Origin of the sequence: Nitrosomonas sp. (assembly GCA_031316255.1) — a bacterium.
In the GTDB taxonomy this organism is placed as follows: domain Bacteria; phylum Pseudomonadota; class Gammaproteobacteria; order Burkholderiales; family Nitrosomonadaceae; genus Nitrosomonas.
Genome location: JALDQW010000001.1, coordinates 650,611 through 667,626 on the forward strand (window position 1 = coordinate 650,611; position 17,016 = coordinate 667,626).

12 protein-coding genes, 1 tRNA gene and 1 pseudogene are annotated in these 17,016 nt (G+C 47.5%); 4 read left to right on the forward strand and 10 right to left on the reverse strand.

Annotation, left to right across the window (positions count from 1 at the left end; translation table 11 throughout):
- Positions 1 to 33 precede the first annotated feature (33 nt).
- Positions 34 to 759, forward strand: a complete 726-nt coding sequence (locus MRK00_03030) for a DUF502 domain-containing protein (GenBank protein MDR4516355.1) — start codon at positions 34 to 36, stop codon at positions 757 to 759.
- A gap of 123 nt (positions 760 to 882) precedes the next feature.
- Here MRK00_03030 and MRK00_03035 read toward each other — a convergent pair whose 3' ends face one another.
- Positions 883 to 1,377: a low molecular weight phosphotyrosine protein phosphatase gene (locus tag MRK00_03035; protein ID MDR4516356.1), complete on the reverse strand. Its 495-nt coding sequence runs from the start codon at positions 1,375 to 1,377 to the stop codon at positions 883 to 885.
- 252 nt (positions 1,378 to 1,629) lie between these two features.
- Between MRK00_03035 and MRK00_03040 the strand changes: the two genes are divergently transcribed.
- Both MRK00_03040 and MRK00_03045 read left to right on the forward strand, forming a co-directional pair.
- A complete protein-coding gene (locus MRK00_03040) occupies positions 1,630 to 2,859 on the forward strand; it encodes an aspartate kinase (GenBank protein ID MDR4516357.1) in 1,230 nt (409 codons plus the stop codon).
- A 74-nt stretch (positions 2,860 to 2,933) separates the two neighbouring features.
- Positions 2,934 to 3,026: transfer RNA gene (locus MRK00_03045), tRNA-Ser, on the forward strand.
- Between the two features lie 405 nt (positions 3,027 to 3,431).
- On the opposite strand, the gene MRK00_03050 is transcribed toward MRK00_03045, so the two are convergent.
- From MRK00_03050 to MRK00_03070, 5 genes are all read right to left on the reverse strand, one after another.
- Complete coding sequence (locus tag MRK00_03050) at positions 3,432 to 6,551, reverse strand: efflux RND transporter permease subunit (GenBank protein MDR4516358.1); 3,120 nt, start codon at positions 6,549 to 6,551, stop codon at positions 3,432 to 3,434.
- Between the two features lies 1 nt (position 6,552).
- On the reverse strand, positions 6,553 to 8,136 hold the full coding sequence (locus MRK00_03055) for an efflux RND transporter periplasmic adaptor subunit (protein ID MDR4516359.1): 1,584 nt from the start codon (positions 8,134 to 8,136) through the stop codon (positions 6,553 to 6,555).
- Positions 8,123 to 9,505, reverse strand: coding sequence for a TolC family protein (locus MRK00_03060; protein ID MDR4516360.1), 1,383 nt, complete (start codon positions 9,503 to 9,505; stop codon positions 8,123 to 8,125). Before MRK00_03060 ends, MRK00_03055 begins: the two co-directional genes overlap by 14 nt.
- A gap of 315 nt (positions 9,506 to 9,820) precedes the next feature.
- Positions 9,821 to 10,216 (reverse strand): hypothetical protein, encoded by a 396-nt coding sequence (locus MRK00_03065; GenBank protein MDR4516361.1) that lies wholly within the window; start codon positions 10,214 to 10,216, stop codon positions 9,821 to 9,823.
- A gap of 330 nt (positions 10,217 to 10,546) precedes the next feature.
- Complete coding sequence (locus tag MRK00_03070; protein ID MDR4516362.1) at positions 10,547 to 11,335, reverse strand: DUF2490 domain-containing protein; 789 nt, start codon at positions 11,333 to 11,335, stop codon at positions 10,547 to 10,549.
- Here MRK00_03070 and MRK00_03075 point away from each other — a divergent pair.
- Positions 11,321 to 11,689 carry a hypothetical protein gene (locus MRK00_03075; protein ID MDR4516363.1) on the forward strand — a complete coding sequence of 123 codons (369 nt, stop codon included), beginning with the start codon at positions 11,321 to 11,323 and terminating at the stop codon, positions 11,687 to 11,689. The two genes, MRK00_03070 and MRK00_03075, sit on opposite strands and share 15 nt — an antisense overlap.
- Before the next feature lie 53 nt (positions 11,690 to 11,742).
- Here the strand turns inward: MRK00_03075 and MRK00_03080 are convergent, their stop codons facing one another.
- The 4 genes and pseudogenes from MRK00_03080 to MRK00_03095 all read right to left on the reverse strand — a co-directional run bounded on the left by MRK00_03080 (position 11,743) and on the right by MRK00_03095 (position 16,546).
- Positions 11,743 to 12,171, reverse strand: a complete 429-nt coding sequence (locus tag MRK00_03080; GenBank protein MDR4516364.1) for a pyrimidine dimer DNA glycosylase/endonuclease V — start codon at positions 12,169 to 12,171, stop codon at positions 11,743 to 11,745.
- 12 nt (positions 12,172 to 12,183) lie between these two features.
- Positions 12,184 to 12,708: a lipocalin family protein gene (locus MRK00_03085; protein MDR4516365.1), complete on the reverse strand. Its 525-nt coding sequence runs from the start codon at positions 12,706 to 12,708 to the stop codon at positions 12,184 to 12,186.
- A gap of 25 nt (positions 12,709 to 12,733) precedes the next feature.
- A pseudogene (locus MRK00_03090) lies at positions 12,734 to 14,851 on the reverse strand (copper-translocating P-type ATPase).
- 600 nt (positions 14,852 to 15,451) lie between these two features.
- On the reverse strand, positions 15,452 to 16,546 hold the full coding sequence (locus MRK00_03095) for an IS5 family transposase (protein MDR4516366.1): 1,095 nt from the start codon (positions 16,544 to 16,546) through the stop codon (positions 15,452 to 15,454).
- Between the last annotated feature and the right edge of the window lie 470 nt (positions 16,547 to 17,016).

The window sequence follows — 17,016 nt, forward strand, 5'->3', positions numbered from 1 at the left end:
ATACACCACAATCTGACCAAGAAGCATACAGGCATGAATGACTCACACTCCAATAATACGCAACACAACGAGCGTTCACCAAATATCGGGCGGTATGTACTCATTGGCGCATTGACAGTTGCGCCGCTTTGGGTAACCTGGCTGGTTTTTGAGTTTGTGCTGAAAATGCTCGCGCAAATGGGTGAACCACTGCTAAGAGGACTGGCACGCGCGGTACGTCCACACTCGGATACGATTGCCAGTTGGCTACTTGATTCGAGCTTCCAACAAGGTGTTGCTGCACTATTGACTATTGCTGGCCTTTACGGCGTCGGGCTGCTCGCTTCATTTGTAATCGGTAAAAAAGCGATTGAACTTTTTGAAGATATCCTCAACCGTTTGCCCCTGGTTCAGACAATTTACGGCGCCACCAAACGTCTTCTCAATACCCTTAGCCACCCCCCCGTTACCGGGCGCAGAGTGGTACTGATCAGCTTTCCTTCCTCTGAGATGAAAGCCATTGGCTTTATCACAAAAATCATGCATGATACTAAAACCGGTGAAAAACTGGCGGCGGTCTATGTCCCTACCTCACCCAACCCAACTTCGGGCTACATTGAAATTGTACCGATTAAAGATGTTGTGATGACCGACTGGAGCACGGAAGAAGCCATGACATTCGTGGTAACCGGCGGAACCAATGCACCTGAGAACATAAATTTCTCAAATCCCCAGAACCCGCAAGAAATCATACAGGATACAAAAAAAGAAACCTGTTAGCTATCCTTCTTCAAAGCTGATATGGATAACTTTGACAGGTACGCAGAGGTCAATGCACAGGCGCTGTATAAAACGCATAGAAAGAAAATATTTTGTGAATTCTGATCTGTTGATAGAATCCTGCTACTTTCTGCCACAAATATGTTCAAGCAATCCCTGACTGGCTTCTTCAATCATATCCAGCACCATTTCAAACCCCTGATCACCGCCAAAATAAGGATCGGCCACTTCCTGATCGCTGTAGATTCCTTTGCTATAGCGCATCAGCAATTCAATTTTGTTGCTATACGGCTGCGGACAACGTTGTTTCAATAATTCAAGATTTTCATTGTCCATCGCCAGAATGTAGTCGAAATGAACAAAATCATCAGAAACAACTTTACGGGCACGCAGATCGTTCATGTTATAACCGCGCTTCAAGGCCATACTTTGCGCACGGCGGTCTGGTGGCTCGCCAATATGATAGGCATGTGTTCCAGCCGAATCTACAAAAATTTCATCTTCAAGTCCTGATTTCAGTACCGTTTGCTTAAAAACAGCATCTGCAGTAGGCGATCGGCAAATATTGCCCATGCAGACAAAAAGCACCTTGGTTTTTTTATTTTGATATAAATTCATAGGATTGCCAATGTAACTTGTTTTGTTCCAGATAAATGGAGATTATACAGTTTTATATGCTCAGCAAACAGACTGGCAATCCAGTCATAACAGCGGGAAGCCCTGTTTTCGGATCAATCAATAAATTTTTTCGCATACACACTGCATATCCGATTAACTGACAACTCATATTAGTGTTCTAACACAGAAAGGTGTAGAATTGCAGCTTTTTTAATTACGGTGAGTTCATCCGTAAGAATGGATCATTAATCAGTGGCTTTTTACGTTCAGAAATACGGCGGCACCTCGGTCGGAAGCACCGAACGCATCAAGAATGTTGCTCGCAGGGTGGCCAGGTTCCATGCTCAGGGCCACCAAATTATCGTGGTTGTTTCGGCCATGAGCGGAGAAACAAATCGACTCATTGCATTGGCCCGGGAAGTGCAAGAAAATCCTGATCCACGCGAACTGGATGTCATGGTATCTACGGGAGAGCAGGTCTCTATCGCGTTGTTGTCAATGGCGTTAAAAGAACTGAACGTTAAGGCAAAAAGCTATACTGGATTCCAGGTAAAAATACTGACCGACAATGCCTTCACCAAAGCACGCATACTCAACATCGATGCGAACAAAATTCAAGCTGATCTTAATGATGGACATGTTGTAATTGTTGCCGGATTTCAGGGTGTGGATGAAAACGACAATATCACAACGCTGGGGCGGGGCGGTTCAGATACGACCGGTGTCGCGCTGGCTGCTGCATTAAAAGCAGATGAATGCCAGATATACACCGATGTTGACGGCATCTATACAACCGATCCACGTGTCGTGCCCGAGGCCAGACGTCTCAGCAGCATTACCTTTGAAGAAATGCTTGAAATGGCAAGCTTGGGTTCAAAAGTTTTGCAACTCAGATCGGTGGAGTTTGCAGGCAAGTACAAAGTCAAGTTAAGAGTTTTATCCAGCTTTGAAGATGAAGGACAAGGCACGCTGATTACTTTTGAGGAAAACAGAGATATGGAGCAGGCTGTAATTTCAGGCATTGCATTTAATCGAGATGAAGCAAAAATTACCGTTTTAGGCGTACCTGACCACCCCGGTATTGCCTACCAAATCCTAGGGCCCGTGGCGGACGCAAATATCGATGTGGACATGATTATTCAAAACGTCAGTCATGATGATCTGACAGATTTCTCGTTTACAGTCCATCGTAACGAATTTAATAACACAATGAACATCATTCGAGAAAAGATTCAGCCGCATATTGGCGCACGAGATGTTATTGGGGGCGATAGAATTGCAAAAGTTTCTGTTGTGGGTGTCGGTATGCGTTCACACGCAGGCATTGCCAGTAAAATGTTCCGCGTGCTGGCCGAAGAGGGGATCAATATTCAGATGATCGCCACCTCCGAGATCAAAGTTTCTGTAGTTGTAGATGAAAAATATATGGAACTAGCAGTACGTGTTTTACACAAAGCATTCGACTTGGAGCAAACGCTATAATTTCCCAATAACAGCTTAAAAACAACATTTGACCAGGATAGCATTACCGATTATCCTGTCTGCATAGTAACTTCGGAGAGATGGCCGAGCGGCTGAAGGCGCTCCCCTGCTAAGGGAGTATGGGGTTTATAGCCTCATCGAGGGTTCGAATCCCTCTCTCTCCGCCATCACTGAATCCAGCAAAGTCCAAAGAAGTAAAAATAACCCAATAAAACAAATAATTTATCAAAAAGATTCCCCGAGCAGTCTTATAAAATCGACTGCCATTCAGCTTTTAGGGAAAGACGGAAGATGAGACTGGGTGGCAAGAGAGATCAGAAAACTAAAAGCGGAGCAAATTAACGCATTACCGCCAGGTACACATTCAGATGGCAACAATCTGATCGGCCGTCTTATCCGGATGACCTTCGGAAACAAATTCAGAAGCGAACAGAAAACTTCTGTTTTGCGATGAAATAATAGAAAGACAAGACGGATTCATTGAAATCTCCTGATGTTAAATAAATATAGTTCTAACAGAGAAGCATCTTAATGCTGACCAGGTTGAATTTTAGGTTAACACCGTCGAGTTTCTAATGCTTTCTGCACAGTTCCCATTCCTTTGCTAGCGCATAAAGCGCTGGAATGACGATCAGAGTCAGCAATGTGGATGACACCATGCCGCCAACCATAGGTGCGGCTATGCGCCGCATGACTTCCGATCCAGTACCTGAGCTCCACATGATCGGTAATAATCCGGCAATAATGGCGACAACGGTCATTATTTTCGGCCTTACACGCTCGACAGCGCCTTCCATGACGGCAGCATATAGTTCTGATATCGACGGCTTTTTGCTGTCGAGGACACATCGCGATCGAGTCTTTTTCCAAGCTTGGTCAAGGTAAACTAACATGATCACGCCTGTTTCAGCGGCCACGCCAATCAGTGCAATAAAACCCACACCAACGGCAACACTGAGATTGTAACCAAGCAACCATATAAGCCAGATTCCACCTACCAGGGCAAAAGGTACCGAAAGCATGACAATCAACGTTTCAGTCAATCGTCTGAAATTAAGATAGAGCAGCAGGAAAATAATAACCAAAGTAAATGGGATAACCAGCTTCAATTTTTCCTTGGCGCGTTGCATGTACTCGAACTGACCGCTCCAGGTGGCATAATAACCCGGTGGGAATTTGATGTATTCATTAACCGCCTGTTGCGCTTCAGCAACATAACTGTCGATGTCGCGGTCACGAATATCAACGAAAATATAGACTGATAATAATGCATTCTCGGTGCGTATGCTCGGTGGTGCCTTGACGGTTTTGATGGTTGCCACCTGGCCAAGCGGGATAACACCGCCATCTGGCAATGGCACTAGAATGTGTGTGGCCATGGCCAGCGGGTCCTGGCGCAGTTCGCGCGGATAGCGCATACTGACGCCGAACCGCTCGCGACCTTCAACGGTGGTAGTGAGCATTTCACCGCCAAGCGCAAGCGAAATGACTTCCAGAAAATCACCGATTTCTAATCCATAACGCGCTAACGCCAGGCGGTCGGGTTCGATATCGAGATAATAACCGCCGGTTGAGCGTTCCGCATATGCGCTGGTGGTGCCGGGTATTGTTTTAATGATCGATTCAATTTGTTTGGCGAGTGCTTCGATTTCCTTGAGGTCATTACCAAACACCTTGACGCCAATCGGCGTGCGGATGCCGGTGGCGAGCATATCGATCCGGTTCTTGATCGGCATGGTCCAGGCATTGCTGACGCCCGGTATCTGGAGTGCGGCATCCATTTCGGCAATCAGTTTGTCAATGGTCATGCCGGAACGCCATTCATTTTCGGGCCTCAGGTTGATTATGGTTTCAAACATCTCGAGCGGGGCCGGATCGGTCGCGGTATTGGCGCGTCCTGATTTTCCGAGTACCGATTCAACCTCAGGGAAGCTTTTGATGATTTTATTCTGAGTCTGCATGAGTTCGGCAGCCTGAGTGACGGAAATCGACGGCAGGGTGATCGGCATGTACAGCAGGCTGCCTTCATTCAAGGTCGGCATGAATTCACCACCCAGTTTCATGGCGGGATAGATCGAGGCGGTCAGTATGACGAGCGCTGTGGTAATCGTCAGTTTTTTCCAGCGCATAACCCAGGCGATTATTGGGCGGTAAGCCCATATCAGCATACGATTCACCGGGTTCATTTTTTCCGGCGTGATCCGGCCGCGGATAAACAGCAGCATTAGCACCGGTACCAGAGTTATGGATAATATCGCCGCACCGGCCATGGCAAAAGTTTTGGTATAGGCCAGAGGCGCGAACATGCGTCCTTCCTGCGCTTCCAGTGTGAATACCGGCAGAAACGATACCGTGATGATCAGCAGGCTGAAAAACAATGCCGGACCGACTTCCTTGCAGGCATCAATGACCAGTTGCGTGCGCGGCGCATCCGGTGGTGCGCGTTCGAGGTGCTTGTGCGCATTTTCTATCATCACAATGGCGGCATCCACCATGGTGCCGATGGCAATGGCAATACCGCCGAGACTCATGATGTTAGAGTTAATACCCATCACATGCATGGCGCCCATCGCAATCAGCATGCCGATCGGCAGCATGATAATGGCGACCAGTGCGCTTCTGACATGCATCAGAAAAATAATGCAGACCAATGCCACGATGATGCTTTCTTCCAGTAGAACCTGCTTCAGGTTGTCAATTGCGCGTTTAATGAGATCGGAGCGGTCATAGATCGTCTCCAATGACACGCCATCTGGCAAGCCGATCGAGATCTCGGCGATTTTGTGTTTCAGATTATCAATCACTTTAAGCGCATTTTCGCCATAGCGCGCCACAGCGATGCCTGAAACCGCTTCGCCTTCGCCGTTCAGTTCCGCTATTCCTCGCCGTTCATCCGGCACCAGCTCGACGTGCGCGACATCGCGTATCAAAACCGGCGTGCCTTCCCGCGCTTTGAGCACCAGATTCTCGATATCGGATATGCCGCGCAAGTAGCCACGCCCGCGAATGATATATTCGGTCTCCGCCATCTCAATGACGCGGCCGCCAACATCGCGGTTACTGGAACGAATGACTTGCGCCACCCGATTGATTGGAATGCCATAGGATTGCAGTTTATGCGGTTCAATGGTGATCTGATACGTTTTAACGAATCCGCCCACAGTGGCGACTTCCGCCACGCCCTGCGCCTTGGTGAGTTGATAGCGAATAAACCAGTCCTGGATTGTGCGTAATTCCTCAAGCGTATGTTGCGCAGACTGCACGATATACTGATACACCCAGCCGACGCCGGTTGCATCCGGGCCCAGCGTTGGCGTAACGCCACTGGGCATCTGATTGGAGGCGAAATTGAGATATTCGAGAACCCGCGTTCGCGCCCAGTAAATGTCAGTATCATCTTCAAAAATGACATAGATGAAAGAAGCGCCGAAAACCGACAGACCGCGCACGACTTTAGATTTTGGCACCGCGAGCATTGCCGTGCTGAGCGGATAGGTGATCTGGTCTTCTACAACCTGCGGGGCCTGTCCTGGATATTCGGTGTAGATAATAATCTGCACATCGGAAAGGTCGGGAATCGCATCCAGTGGTGTTTGCTTGACGGCATAGCTGCATATGCCGACGATGATAGCCGTTGTCAGTAATACCAGAAAAACGTTACGTGCTGACCATTCGATAATTTTGCTCAGCATGTCAGTGTCCGCTATGCCCGTCATGTCTGTTTGCGCGGCTGTTGTCAGTATGCGGGTGTAAATGTTTTATGACATATTCGCCGGGTGCATTTTCGACCAGAACAAAATCCATGGTTTGATCGGGTTTCAGGGATTGCAGTACAGCAGATTCGGTCACCTTGAAATCCATGATCATCGCTGGCCAACCAAGACTCGTTATCGGATCGTGCGCTATCGTTAATGTCTGGCTTGTCCAGTCAATTGATTGAATGATGCCCTTGGCATGGTGCTGTTTGGCTTGAATTTTGGTGGTAGTGTTATGCTCATCAGGTTGGGGACCAGAGGTCGATGGGTTAAATCCGGAAAATGCGGCTTTGAGATTGCTTTCCGCATCGATCAAAAAGTTTGCTCGCGTCACTACCGCATCGCCCGCTGCAAGTCCTGACAAAACCTCCGTATAGTCATCGGCCTGCATGCCGGTTTCTACGGTGCGCGGCTCAAACTGGCCGGCGCCGAGTGCGACCAGTACCCGTTTTTGTGCGCCGGTATTCAGTATTGCGGAATTCGGTATCGCCAACACTTCGTGGGCATCATGCACTGAGGAAAACTCGACCCGTGCGTACATTTCCGGTTTGAGTAATGCGTCTTCATTAGTCAACTCAATGCGAATCTTGGTGGTTCGGGTCTCGGGTTTGACCGTGGGATAAATGAAAGTAACCTTTCCACTGAAAAGCCTGTCCGGATAGGTGTCAACTTTGATTGTCGCGGTTTGTCCTAAATGCACCGTACGCAAATCTTGTTCGAACACTTCTGCGAGCACCCAGACTTGCGATAAATCGGCGATTTCATACAATACTTCACCGGGTGTAAACCGTTTTCCCTGGGTCACGTTCTTTTCGATAACAATGCCGTTGACCGCAGCGCGTAAAGGTAAATATGTAAGCGCTTTGCCTTCATGCTGCAATGGGTGAAGGTCAATTTCTGAGATATCCCAGTTGTACAGTTTCTGCAACGCATTTTTAGCAAGCCGATGCATTCTCGCCTGGACTTCAGGATCGCTTTCCCGGGACCAGCTAATGCCTTTTGCGGCAGTCAGATATTCATGCTGCGCGGTAATCAGTTCAGGACTGTAGACATCCATCAATACCTCGCCACGCTTGATGGACTGCCCGGTCGTATTGACGTATAGCTTCTGTATCCAGCCTTCAAACTTGAGTGTAACAGTATGTAATAACCGTTCGTTTGCCTGTATCGTTGCCAGAGCCTGAACTTTCCGGCTCATGGTCCGGTAAGCGGCCGATTCGGTTCTGACACCGAGTTTCTGAATTTTTTCAGTGCTGATGTGTACCGCATCACTCTCAGTAAACGGTTCATCATCTTCATACACTGGAATATAGTCCATTCCCATGGAATCTTTTTTGGGAATTGGCGACGTATCGGGCAATCCCATTGGATTGCGGTAATACAGGATTTTACGATCTGTTTGCGCCGTTTTGTCTGTACCGGTAGTGGGTGTTAACTGTGCGGAACTGCCCCACCAGTATCCTGTTGCAAGCGCAGTAATAATCAACAGGATAACGACAAGCAACTGATTAGTTGTTTTCATCATGTTCTCCGCTGGCTGTCGGTTTATTGGGGAGACTGCCCGTGATGAAATCAATTTCTGCAAGTGCTTTGTTATAGTTTGCAACTGCCGTAATCAAGTTGATTTCATATTCAAATACGACCATCTGGCTATCGAGCAAGGTAAGAAAGTCGACACGATTGACCTGATAGGCTGCCAGTGCGGATTCTACGGTGAGCAACGCTTGAGGCAGAATGGCGGTCTGGTAAAGCCGTATTGACTTCATATTTTGATCTGCTGTGGCAAGTTGTTGACGTAATCCGGCGGTAATTTCATTACGCTGAGCCTGATATAGATTGATGGCTTGATCACGTAGGGCCAGCGATTCGGCGATACGTGGCGCAAGTTTGCTGTCACGCCAAACCGGCAAATTGATCGCGACACTGAAGCTGACCATATCCGGACGGCCGATACCATCCGGCATCGCATTACGTTGCCCGTAGGAAAGCCGTACATCAAGGTCCGGGTAATAATTCCTACGCGCCAAATCAACTTCCTTTTCGGTACGCGCGATAATGCTTTGTAATGCTTTGAGCTGCGGACGTTGTTCAAAAGCGGTTTCAAACAGTGATTCCTGGTTTAAAAGTGTTTCATGCAATTGTGGTGAACCGATTTTGGGGATACCAGTTAAATCACTGCGCCCAAGCGCGCGAACCAGTTCAGATTCGATTGAAGACAGTTCACGTCCCAACCTGAGCAGTTCATCCTGCATTCTGGATATTTGCGTCTGTGCTTTCAAGACGTCAGCCTGACTTCCCATGCCAAGTGTATAGTGGTCTTCGGCGATATGAAGAAAATCCTCGAGTATTGATTTGTTTTTTTCGACCAGCCGGATTGTTGCATGCGTTAGACCCAGATCATAATAGGCAATTTTTAGCGAACGTATGACGCGATTAACGGTTTCCTCGTATCCGTATTCTATACTTTGCGCATCACGGGTTGCGACATCCCTGCGCAAACCGCGCTTGCCGGGAAATGGCAAGCGCTGGGAAAGGCCAATCATTTTCATGGTCATATCGTCTCGATTGAAAGGCGATGACGCCAGCGGCAGATTAATGACGCCAGCCTCGAGCATGGGATCATCCAGTGCGCCAGCAGGTGCTATGCGTTGCCGGGCTGCATCCTGTTCCCGTTGGGCGGCAATAATTTCAGGATTATTCTCAAGTGCTTCCGTGATGAGTATGGATAGAATCGAAACGTTATCGCTGTTATCAACCGTGAAAACGTTCGGTTTTGATTCCGATGCCATTTGTGTTTGGCTGATCACGTTGCGGTCATAAGTTTCCCCATACACAGGTATCGGGAGGATGATCGCAGTGAATGCGACGATTATAGTTAAGTTGGTCTTCATATCATTCCCAGTTCTTGATTTTTGATAGCATACTCAGTTGTAACGCTACTCAACATCGAATCGAATGTGCTGTTATGGCATTATGGCAAACGGAATGGCAAATCGGTGTGCAAACTGCTGACAAAACGAAGTTATCTCGAATGTCTCAGTATCACAGCAACAGCAACTTCCGAAGTCAGATAGACAGAATATGTCTTGTGGTATAGCAATAACACCAGAGTGCTACCGAATGATTGGGTAATGACACTTAATAGCTACTCCATATCTCGATAATTATCCTCTCTGCTTGAAATATGGCAGAATGGAACGCGATAATCAGAGTAAAACGATTGGAGGGCGGTGTAATTGCTTCGGAGTGTGTGAAATAAAACCTGAGGTTAAGGGCAGGATAACGATTTGATGATCCCCTGTTATGAAAATCACATCGCTTAAAGCTAACGTTGTGTAACTGATTTTGCAAAGCAGATCATCACACTGGAAATTCGATAGCCAATCACTGATTAGATTCTTGTGCTTTGAATGATTGATTTCCTGACTATGCTGATCATGATTAAAGCTTGTGGCTTGATAGGATTCATCGGAAAAATGCTTTTCCTGATTGCATTTAAAGAAAGAATCTTTGTTATTAATCAGAATGGATCTGTTTTGTTTGAGAAGTTCTACTGAATCTATTTCTTTTAAATTTGCGCACAATGAAATTACCGTTGCCATCGCGCCTTCCACGGGAAGCCACAGCATAGCAAAGACTAGTATTATTTTCTTACAGGCGCGCATACTTTTGAACAGTACAGTTAAAACTGATGCGAAGTCAAGTTATTTGTTGTGAGTAAAACTTATATGCAAAATTCACAATCTATTAACTGTCAGCTACCAATTTTCATACCTGATTGCTTTGCAATGTGCCGCAATGTAGGCTCCAGCATGGCATAATGCGCCAACCATAAGCGATGATATCTGTACCAATACATTCCTTTTGGTTCATCAGAATGCCGCTGATATTCAGGCATCTGTTCCCGGTCTGATACAACTCAAAGCACAAGCTTAAAAATTCAACAGCAGGGTAACGGATAAGACATGCAGCATTTGATCGGAACGCGGACTGTTTGGCCTGTTAATATATTGATTCATATAACCAACTTCCAACAACCTGCTTTTACTTATCGCGTAGCCCAGTCCGGCAAACGCACGATTCTGGTTAAAACCGCTTTTTCTACCGGTATCTGTCGAATTCATATTGGCGAATATTTCATTCCAGGCCACGAGACTTACCTGCGATGAAACAGCCGGCATAGGTATCGCCAGTTTAATCATCTGCCGAAAAAGATGTGCGGCATCCGTGCTGCCGGGAATATCCAGAAAGTGCTGCTCAAACCGTGTACGGCTGATAACCGCACCGAAAGAATAGTCGTTTCTCACAGACAACTGCTGCCAGAGGGCATGATCGTTGAATGGGCTTAGGGCAAGCGGACGACGGGTCGGAACCCAGTCATACCCAAGCCAGGCAGTGACCTTTTGATTGAAATTATATCCGACGCCTGAGCGGATCAGTCCCTGGGTAAATTGTGACGAATGATCGCCAAAACGCCCTTGCATAAATAACTTGTATTTGAAATTCTTCAGGTGTGGATTTTTTCCAGGAAAATCCCCTGTCATCTCAAAGCCCGCCCAAGTATAAAAATCCTCGGCAACATTTTCTGCGCAAACCGTACCGATGAGAGTCACGCAGAGTGCAGCTGTTACGGCGAGTTTATTGAATCCATTTGATCGATAGCCGGAAAATACAATAGAATCAGGTGATCGGCTTCGAGTAAAGGCATGAGTATTTTTCATGGTGTTCCTTTGAACACGTTAAAAGATGGCTATTGGCACAAGTGGAAAAACTGGATTTATGAGCCGAGCATACCAGCAGCACGTTGCGAGCACTGTAAAATCGTTTTATTGTCATATGATAACGATGCGCAGGAGAGCCCGAAAAAAGAAATACTGGCATGTAGAATTTTCAGTCTTATTTTCATTGTGGCAGCAACTGCAATACTCGGGATCATGTTGCTAACATACTGCTTCTTCATGAAAATTCCTTTAATCATTTCAGCCACAGGCGGCATTGTCTCCCTGCTGATTCTGCTACTGGGCATTATTCTTCTGGGGCATGCAACTGATAAACACCGTATGAACAGCCTCTAGAACTTTTTGGAGTAATCAGGTTTAGGTTTAATCTTCGCGCTGCATCGATCAATTCACATAATCTCCCAGTCTTCCACGTCTCCGGAAACGCCATAAAACAAGGGGTGGCGATCAATTTCTGTCATGTTCTCAAATTTATCGTATAAAGCGCGGTCCCTGTTTTTTAATTTATTTAACAAATGTTTGAACTCGTATTGAACCTGGCCGTTTGTTACGGGAATTTTATCTTTAAAAACCAGATCAATAATCTTGGTGTGATTAAATTGATAATTTCTGCGATCAGCCTCTTGGGCAACCACTCTTAAATAACTGGCAATTGCCGCAATCTGATTATCCGTATTTTTAAACCGTATCAACTGCGGGTGATTTCTATAACCTTTTGTCTTGCCAAGCAATACATTTTGAGCGAGCAGACCTTCCCTCCACAGCGCCACCAAACCCTTTGCGTCCAGATATTTGGGATGGATTGACCAAAGTCGCATACAAAAACACCTCTACTGTACTAAATTTTGTTCGGTAAAAATGAAGGAACCGGTATCGAAGCCGAGTTTTTCGGATTTTTCAACAAATTGTTTTTTCACGTCCTCGCTGACCGTGGGCGTTCTTGCAAGAAGCCACAAATAAGACGTGTTGTAGCCCGATATAAAGGCGTACTGATAATTTCGCCGATCCAGATCGAAAATGATGTAAGACCCATAAAACGGACCGAAAAATGAAACTTTCAGGCGCCCCACATCACGGTCTTCAACGAAATAAGCTTTTCCCTCCACCGCCTTCCATTCGTTCCTGGCTGCAGAAAAACCGCGATTGACAACCTTTATCCCGCCGTCGCTGCGCAATGTATACTCAGCCGTTACATTACTCAGGCCCCGTTCAAAGGAATGATCCAGTCTGGCAATTTCATACCAGTTGCCTAAATACCGGCTTTCATCAAAATTTTTGACCGGAACAACACCCTCCGGCATACCTGTGCAGCCGATTAACGCGCATGAAAAAAGAAATAACAACACTATGCGCATATGTCTTACTACATCGGTAAATGGGTTATAACGCCGTCAGTCTCAGACGAAGTGCATTGCTGATTACACTGACCGAGGATAATGACATTGCAGCGGCAGCGATGACAGGAGAAAGCAGGACACCAAAAAACGGATACAGAATGCCTGCCGCTATAGGCACGCCCGCCGTATTGTAAATAAACGCGAAAAACAGATTCTGCCGAATATTCCGCATGGTGGCCACAGACAGCTTGCGGGCACGGACAATACCGGTGAGGTCGCCTTTTAACAAGGTCACGCCTGCGCTCTCCATGGCCACATCTGTCCCTGTGCCCATTGCGATGCCGACATCGGCAGCCGCCAAAGCAGGCGCATCATTTGTGCCGTCTCCGGCCATAGCCACTATGCGCCCCTCATCGCGCAGCTTTTTAACAATTTTACCTTTATCTTCCGGCAGAATTTCGGCCTCAACCGCTTCAATACCGAGCGTTTTTGCCACGGCCTCGGCGGTACGGCGGTTATCGCCGGTAAGCATGACGATATGTATGCCCTGGTTATGAATGGCCTTGATCGCACCCGGTGTGGTTTCCTTGATCGGATCGGCGATAGCCAGAATTCCGGCGGCCTGTCCGTCCACGGCGATAAAAATCACGGTCGCACCGTCGGATCGAAGCTCATCGGCTTGCGCGGATAAAGCAGAGACATCAACAGCCTCTTCTTCCATCAACATCGCATTACCCAGCGCAACCGCCTGTCCGTTGATTTTGCCGATCACGCCTTTGCCGGTGGGTGAATCAAACTCATCTGTCGCAGAAAATTCAAGTTCCTTATCCTTTGCGGCCATAACGATGGCATGCGCCAGCGGATGTTCACTGCCTTGTTCAAGCGAGGCGGCCAGTGCCAGAAGATCATCTTCTGCAAAACCGTCAGCGGCGACAATCTTCGTTACAGTCGGCTTACCCTCGGTCAGCGTGCCGGTCTTGTCAATCACCAGCGTATTCACTTTTTCCATACGCTCCAGCGCTTCGGCATTCTTAATCAATACACCGGCCTGCGCGCCTTTACCGACGCCGACCATGATGGACATCGGCGTTGCCAGCCCCAACGCGCATGGACAGGCAATAATCAGCACGCTGACAGCGGCAATGAGTGCATAACTGAACGCAGGCGACGGCCCATAGACACCCCAAATGATAAAAGCCAGAACGGCCACCAGTATGACCGCCGGAACAAACCATGAGGCGACAATATCCGCCAGCCGCTGGATCGGCGCACGGCTGCGCTGCGCTTCTGCAACCATATGGACGATCTGCGATAGCATGGTGTCTTTGCCGACGCGCTCGGCCTTCATCACAAAACTGCCGGTCTGATTCATCGTGCCGCCGATGACCTTGTTCTCCGGCGCTTTTTTAACAGCCATCGATTCGCCTGTAACCATGGATTCATCAACCGCGCTTCGGCCTTCAGTCACTGTCCCGTCGAGCGGTATCTTTTCGCCGGGACGCACGCGCAGCAAATCGCCGACTTTAATCTGATCGAGCGGCACATCTTCTTCATTGCCATTTTCATCAATTCTGCGCGCTGTTTTCGGCGCCAGATCAAGCAGGGCACGGATTGCGCCACCGGTTCGCTCGCGGGCTTTCAGTTCGAGCACCTGTCCAAGCAGCACCAGCACGGTAATCACAGCCGAGGCCTCGAAATAAACCGCGACAGCGCCATCCTGCCGGAACGCCTCTGGGAAAATACCGGGAACCAGCGTCGCCACGATACTGTACAACCAGGCAACCCCCGTACCCATCGCGATCAGCGTAAACATATTCAAATTCCGGGATTTCAGCGAAGCCCAGCCGCGCTCGAAAAACGGCTTTCCGGCCCAAAGCACAACAGGCGTAGCCAGCACGAGTTGAATCCAGTTGGACTGTGTGCCACTGATATAGCGGTGCAAATCGAAAACATGACCACCCATTTCCAGTGTAAAAACCGGCAAGGTCAGAACCAGGCCAAACCAGAACCGTTTGCGCATGTCAATCAACTCAAGGTTCTCACCTTCCTCTCCGGTGATTGTTTCCGGTTCCAGCGCCATGCCACACACCGGACAATTTCCCGGTCCATTTTGCCGGACTTCAGGGTGCATCGGGCAGGTGTAGATGACATCAGCCCCATCCGATGGAGCAGCATGCTGAATCCTCTTCTCGGTCTGATGATCAGGGTGACAACAGGCCTGGTCTGAGTGATTTTGCTCATGTTTTTCCTGCCCCATCGTTTTATTCCTCCAGAAAGCGTATACCTAGCTTGTTGAAAAATATTTCCGGTCAACCACTCGAAGTATATGCCCCATAATACGGGATGGCCAGCAGCGATTGTCCTCTCAACGCTATACCGCCGCCTCATCGCTCAAGTTCTCTAATTGCTTGAGAATATTCAGCGACGACACGGCTATCTCGTGTTTATTGTAAATTTTAGCAAACACGAGAGATGTTCATGGCTTGTTTTAAACCAGCGTGTTTCTCCAGAGACTGAAGTATCTGTATTGATCCCGATTTTTAATTCGGAAAATTTTAAACGGGAGTCCGGGTTAAATTTTTCTGATTTTTGCGATGCCTCTTCTCTGCTGCTAGCAGGCTGCTGAAAAACACACATTTATTTTCCCTTACCCGCTCCTACGAGAGAGTTTTTAAGCTCACTTCTGATTTTTAGCACCTGAAAGAGCTTGTTTTTCTGAATGATTCTCCGTTTTCTGCCTTTTGTGCGGATTTCTGGCGTGCTACACCAATAATCGCCTCATTCTGACCAGATTGTAAGCAGCGGCTGTAAACAGGAATAATTGGTTCACCAGCTTCTTGCCACGATGTCGTAATTTACGCATCAGACCAATATTTTTCATCCAGCCAAAACATTCTTCAATTTGTTTGCGCTTTCTCATACTTACTTCATATCCTTTGTGACGTACCGTACGACCATCAATCGCAGTATGTTTCTTTTGCGCCACATGCGGCGTTACTTTGCGCTTACGACAGTCCGCAACAAAAGCCCTGGTATCGTAATTCTTGTCCGCACCAAGTGTGCGCCTGTTCAAACCTGACTGCGCATCCAGCATCGTCAGCGAAACTTCACGTTCCGCGGTTCCCGTTGCCTGACTCACGTCGGCTTGTACGATCAGCCCGTTACGATTCTCAGTCAGCAAATGCCCCATGAAGCTCAGCTTTGCTTCTTTGCCCTTGGCTTTGCGGTATAAACGTGCATCTGCGTCTGTAGAAGATTCATGCGTCTCATTGCTAAAACGTTCTCCGTGAAAGTCTACTTCTGCGTTACGCTTCAGGTCAGCTGGTGCTTGATCATCACTCCCATCTGTGCCCGAAACGTCATTTGCTTCTTTACGCTTGAAACTCTTGATTGATGCCGCCGCATCAAGCAAAGTACCATCGGTCGAAAAATGTTCCTTCGACAGCAAGTTGCACGCATCGGCCTGCGCCTTGATCTGCTCAAAGAACATTTCAGCCACTTCATGGGTGAGTAGCCTGTCACGGTTATGGCAGAATACTGTCGCATCCCATACTTCATCATCCAGTTCCAGACCCACAAACCAGCGAAACAGTAGATTGAAATCTATTTGCTCAACCAACTGTCGCTCTGAGCGTATCGTGTATAAAATCTGTAATGTCTGGGCGCGCAACAATCGTTCTGGCGCAATTGAAGGACGACCGGTATTTGAATACATCTCAGTAAAAAGCGTATCCATATTACTCAAAGCCACATCAACCATCGTGCGGATTGATCGAAGCGGATGATCCATGGGTACACGCTCTTCCAGTTGAATATAACTGAACAGATTCCTCGGTTGTGTGTCTATGCCTCGCATCGCTATTGCTCCAGTTTACTTTTATGCTATTTTACCAATACTGGATGAATCCTGGAGTTTTTCAGCAGCCTGCTAGTGTTTAATTGCAAAAATAAGGTAATTTATTTGCAGAGCTAACCAACTGTTTTATATTGATATGTTGCTTAAAAAGTTTGTGTCGAATTAATGCAATTAAACACTAGTTTCTGGGTCTGAATTTACCGGTTGAAAAACATGAACATTACTTGGCAATGGTTATACCAGGTCCGGTTGTTCGGGGAATATCGGTTACGGTCATTTGAAACAGCGGGAATAACTCCTGCATAGGAAAATTCTCTGGCCTGAATGACTTCCGGCAAAGCTGGAAACTCGCTTCAGACATCCATAACGGTTTTTTGGGACATGTTAATTCCCCTTTCCGCAGCAATTAAATTGAAATGTTGCGCCCCACTTTTGACACTGTTTTTTTGTCAACCGCACGCGGCAACTGC